At 53.7% G+C, this 3,266-nt stretch carries 4 protein-coding genes and 1 pseudogene; 1 reads left to right on the forward strand and 4 read right to left on the reverse strand.

Features of this window, described 5'->3' with window-relative positions; all coding sequences use genetic code 11:
• Positions 1-149: 149 nt before the first annotated feature.
• On the reverse strand, positions 150-959 hold the full coding sequence (locus AWU74_RS04520; protein WP_062328054.1) for a PDZ domain-containing protein: 810 nt from the start codon (positions 957-959) through the stop codon (positions 150-152).
• On the opposite strand from AWU74_RS04520, the gene AWU74_RS11570 reads away from it, so the two are divergent.
• Positions 945-1,172: a hypothetical protein gene (locus AWU74_RS11570; RefSeq protein WP_238580162.1), complete on the forward strand. Its 228-nt coding sequence runs from the start codon at positions 945-947 to the stop codon at positions 1,170-1,172. The two genes, AWU74_RS04520 and AWU74_RS11570, sit on opposite strands and share 15 nt — an antisense overlap.
• A gap of 129 nt (positions 1,173-1,301) precedes the next feature.
• Here AWU74_RS11570 and nusB read toward each other — a convergent pair whose 3' ends face one another.
• The 3 genes and pseudogenes from nusB to AWU74_RS04540 form a co-directional block, all read right to left on the reverse strand.
• Complete coding sequence (gene nusB, locus AWU74_RS04530; protein WP_062328056.1) at positions 1,302-1,733, reverse strand: transcription antitermination factor NusB; 432 nt, start codon at positions 1,731-1,733, stop codon at positions 1,302-1,304.
• 6 nt (positions 1,734-1,739) lie between these two features.
• On the reverse strand, positions 1,740-2,816 hold the full coding sequence (locus AWU74_RS04535; RefSeq protein ID WP_062328059.1) for an MOSP complex formation periplasmic protein, TDE1658 family: 1,077 nt from the start codon (positions 2,814-2,816) through the stop codon (positions 1,740-1,742).
• Positions 2,817-2,846: 30 nt separating this feature from the next.
• Positions 2,847-3,266: pseudogene (locus tag AWU74_RS04540) on the reverse strand (alanine--tRNA ligase); the annotation flags it as partial.

The raw sequence follows: 3,266 nt of genomic DNA on the forward strand, positions 1-3,266 counted from the left end.
GAAAATTCGGTGGATTTGTCTGCGGCGAGCGCTTCGTTTTGTGTTATATGTTCGTCCATTTTTACCCTTATTTTATGCTATCCAGCGGCACAAATGTTTCAGGGTGAGCTAGGTATTATTTGCGCCCGCCGCCTTCATGCCGTGCCTATCTAGTCAGAGATTATGTCTATAACCAGTTCTTTCTGGTTCCGGACCAAGGTGATTTTGACCGGTTCGCCTGTTTTCAAATCCCTGATAAAGGCTGGTATATCTTCCGCGTTGTTAATTGCTGCGTCATTCATTTTTATAATGACGTCTCCTGTCACAATATTCGCCGTATACGCGGGCGTGTTTTTATACACGACCCGTACAAAAGCACCGGTGTTTCTTTGAATATTAGTCCGCATTTCGTTTGTGAGCGAAACACAGTTTACTCCAACGCGTACAGGTTCCGGTAGCGGTATAAATAATATAGCGGCATAGTCAAAACGCTTTACGCTGTAATTTGTAGCTGTTGAGCCTGTGGAGGTAGTGGTTCCTGAATACCATGCAGAATTACCGCCAGAGTAAATAGTTCCCGAACTTTTTGAAGTTTGCGTTGTCGGAAGCGTAATAGATCCGTTGACTGTATCAGTATGCGCGTAACTATATAAGGCAATTTTAGCCCGTTTTTCTTTGCATAACTTTAGCGCGGCCTTTTGAACGAGATACCTCTGATATTTTTCTCTGCTATCATATTCCGGTCCATTAAGACTGGCGTAGCCAATAGGAACATAGTGCTCCGATTCTATTTCAGCAGCGTCAATATTTATATGAGAAGAATAAAACACCTGTGGTTTTTCATCGTTCTGCAAGAGCAATTGTTCTGGAATTGAATTTTCAGCGTAATACGCTTGATAAAATCCAGAAAAAGACATACAAGAAGTAAAGAAGAAAGCAAAGCCGCTCATTCCGGCAAGCAATTTATGTTTATATTTCATATACCCTCCGCATACGTTCCGCAGACACATATACCTTGTTTATTGATTTTTGAGAAGCCCCCGCAGGCTCTTGCGGGCGGCTCGCAGGATTTTTTGCGCCGCTCACAAAATTTTATGCGCAGCCCACAAAATTTTATGCGTGGCTCGCAGGATTTTTTGCGTAGCCCACAAAATTTTTTGCGCCGCTCGCAGGATTTTATGCGTGGCTCATAAAATTGTATGAGCCGCTCAGAGGTTTTTATGAGCGGCGCGGAAATGCGCATAAACGGGCTTCGCGGGGAAGCGGGCGGCGCGCAGGCGTGCGCGGACTCGGCGGCGCTGCTGCCGAATACGGTGCCGGATTCAGCGGCCGGTTTCGCCGTCCGGCAGGCTCTTCCGTATATTGTCCAGCACCGCGTTGACGAACTTGTACGAGTCGTCGGTCGAAAAATCCTGCGCAATGCAGACCGCTTCGTCTATGGTTATGAACGGGTGAATGTCTTTTTGATAGAGCAGGGCGTATACGCTGATTCGGAGTATGGCGACGTCGACCCTGTTGACCCGGCTGTAATCCCCGCGCGCAAGGTTCGCCTCGATAGCCGCGTCGATTTCGGGAAGGTGCTCAAGCGTGCCGCACAGCAGCAGGCGCGCGAAAGCGAGCCCCGCTTCGCCGACGCGCTCCAGTTTTTCCGCCTCGACCCACGAAAACTGCAGCAGTTCTTCGAGCGGCGTTTTGCTTATTTCCCACGCGAACGCCGCCTGAAACGCCAAAACGCGCCCGTTCCGCCGCGACACGGGCGCCTACCAGTTGAGCAGTGCGTCGAGCGCCGCGCCTGTTTTGAGCATTTGAAAGTTTGCCGGCGTGCGCAGTTTTACGGTCGCGTCTTTGACCGCGTCCGCCAGAAAACGCGCCTGTTTCTCCTGCTCAAGCTGCGAGCGGATAAACTCGTAGACGATTACCGTCGATTCGGGCTGCACGACGTCGCTTATCGCCAGCAGTTTCGCGGGATACCGTTCCCGTACTACATAAAACTGAAAATCGGTCGGCGTTTCAATGAGCTCGGAGACGCAGCCCTTGTCCTTTGCGAACAGCTCGCCGAGCGCTTCCGGCGAAATGCCGAGCTGCTGCGCCGACTGCGGCGTCCGGTTCACAAAAATGTCGCCCGCGTGCAGGTCCGCGTCCCCGGAAAAGCGTTTTTTCAGCTCGTCGAGTTTAGTCTTGCCCTGCTTCGCCTCGCCGAACACGTCGGTAATCCGCTTGCGGCTCGCCGTCGCGTCGCTGCCCTTGCGGATAATCACCAGAAAAAGCCTGAGCGTTTCGCTCTGCACCAGTTCCGCCTGATGAATCGCGTAATAGTCGCGGATTTCTTTGTCCGTCGGCGCGGTCTGCTGAAGCTCGTCCCGTTTGCCGCTGATGATATACTGTTGCGCAATCATTTGGTTTTTCAAAAACTGCTTGTATTCGGCGGCGTTCATGCCCGTCTGCGCCGACATATACTCGTCGAGCGACTGCCCCATTTGCTGCGTGATATACGCGGCGAATTCCTGCTCGGTAACCGGCCGCCCCATTTGCTGGGAAACGCCCTGCACGAACTGCATGTTCACCTGCGTGTCGGTTACGGCAACGCCTGCCTGCTGCGCCGCCTGCACCACCAGCCGTTCGTTGACGAGCGCGTCGAGGATTTCTTTTTTTTCGTCGAGGGTGAACAGCGCGCCCCGCTGTTTCTGATACGCCGACACGCGGTTTTTAAGCTGCCGGAGCGTGATAGATTCCGGCTGGGTGATTTTGACCGTTGCCAGCGGCTGCAAATCAGCCTGAGCCGGCGCGGAACAAATCGCCCCTGCGGCGAGCAGCGCGACGGCGATAAAACGTTTCATGAAAAATTCCTTCGGCAACACCGCGCGCTGTTACCCGATGACCGCGCGAATTCTGCGCACGCCGGCTGACGACGACTGTTCTTTCTGTATCTTGAACGACCCGATAAGCCCCGTGTGCGCCACGTGGGGGCCGCCGCATACTTCTTTGGAAAAATCCCCAACGGCGTACACCTTCACCCGCGCTTCGTACTTTTCGCCGAACAGCGCGGTCGCGCCGCTTTTTTTGGCTTCTTCCAAATCCACCACCGTCATCGTAACGGGCAAATCCCGCCGTATCTGCTCGGTGACGAGCGCCTCGACCCGCTCGATTTCTTCCTTAGTCATCGCGGTGGGGTGCGAAAAGTCGAAGCGCATCCGCTCCGCCGTAATGTGGGAGCCCTTCTGCGCCACGTGCTCGCCGAGCACCAGCCTCAAAGCCTTGTGCAGCAGGTGCGTCGCCGTGTGGTACCC

The sequence above is a fragment of the Treponema endosymbiont of Eucomonympha sp. genome (assembly GCF_001028545.1).